Genomic DNA, 1,074 nt, shown 5'->3' on the forward strand with positions numbered 1-1,074 from the left:
GGTCCATGTGGATAGACACCTCGGTTAAACCCGATGCGCAGGTGCAAAACATGGCCAGCACCATGGGGGGCAATTACCTGCCCATGCCGCAGGTTCAAGCGCAACGGATGGCCTCGGCGATGGACAATTTGAGACGACGTTGAGCGCATGATGTACGAGCGGTTTTACCCCACCATGGACTGGGCCGAACATCGGCACGCTTGGCCCCATGCAGCGCAGAGCCATTTTGTCAACGCGGGTGGCATTCGATGGCATGTTCAGCGCATGGGGCAAGGCCCCGCCCTGTTGCTCTTGCACGGCACCGGCTCAGGCAGTTTCAGTTGGCGTGGACTGATGCCCTTGCTGAGCCAACACTTTCAAGTCATTGCCCCCGATTTGCCCGGTCACGCCTTCACCAGCAGAGGGGGTGAAGACGGTCTGTCGTTGCATGGCATGGCCGAAGGGCTGCGGGCTTTGCTGCTGCAAATGGACATCACGCCCACCGTGGTCGCAGGCCACTCCGCGGGTGCGGCCATTGCTGCCCACATGGTCTTGCACCAAGGCGCGCTGGCGCAGACGCATTTGATTGGAATGAACCCGGCTTGGCTGCCCATTCCCGGACTGCCTTCTTGGATTTTCGGCCCCACCGCCAAATTGGCCGCCCTCAATCCCCTGTCTGCTTGGGCCACAGCCAAATTGGCCAACCGCCCCGCCCTGTTGGCCAAATCGATGGAACAAACGGGCTCACAACTGGACGAGGAAGGCATGGCCCTTTACCGGCGCGTCTTCGGTCACACAGGACACGTGCACAGTGTGTTGGGCATGATGGCCGCTTGGAAACTGCAAGATTTGTCTGAACTACTGCACCGCATCGCCAACCCGGTGTCGATTTTGGTCGGTTCAGCCGATCGAACGGTGCCGCCTCAACTGGCACAAGACGCCAGCCAATTGATGCCCCAAGCCAAACTGCACGTGCAGCAAAAATTGGGGCACTTGGCGCATGAGGAAGACCCACAGGGCACAGCCGCCCTGATTTTCAAAGACTGCTGTCAGCCTTGGGCACAAAACCCTTGATGAAAGACAACACCTCGTGGG

The 1,074-nt window shown here is 59.5% G+C and carries 1 protein-coding gene; it reads left to right on the top strand.

Features of this window, described 5'->3' with window-relative positions:
- Window positions 1–147 precede the first annotated feature (147 nt).
- The gene (gene bchO / locus Q0341_RS05825) at window positions 148–1,053 is read left to right on the top strand and encodes an alpha/beta fold hydrolase BchO (protein WP_299511173.1); all 906 of its coding nucleotides are present in this window, start codon (window positions 148–150) and stop codon (window positions 1,051–1,053) included.
- Window positions 1,054–1,074 lie beyond the last annotated feature (21 nt).

It is taken from the genome of uncultured Limnohabitans sp. (assembly GCF_937889215.1).
Taxonomy (GTDB): Bacteria; Pseudomonadota; Gammaproteobacteria; order Burkholderiales; family Burkholderiaceae_C; genus Limnohabitans_A.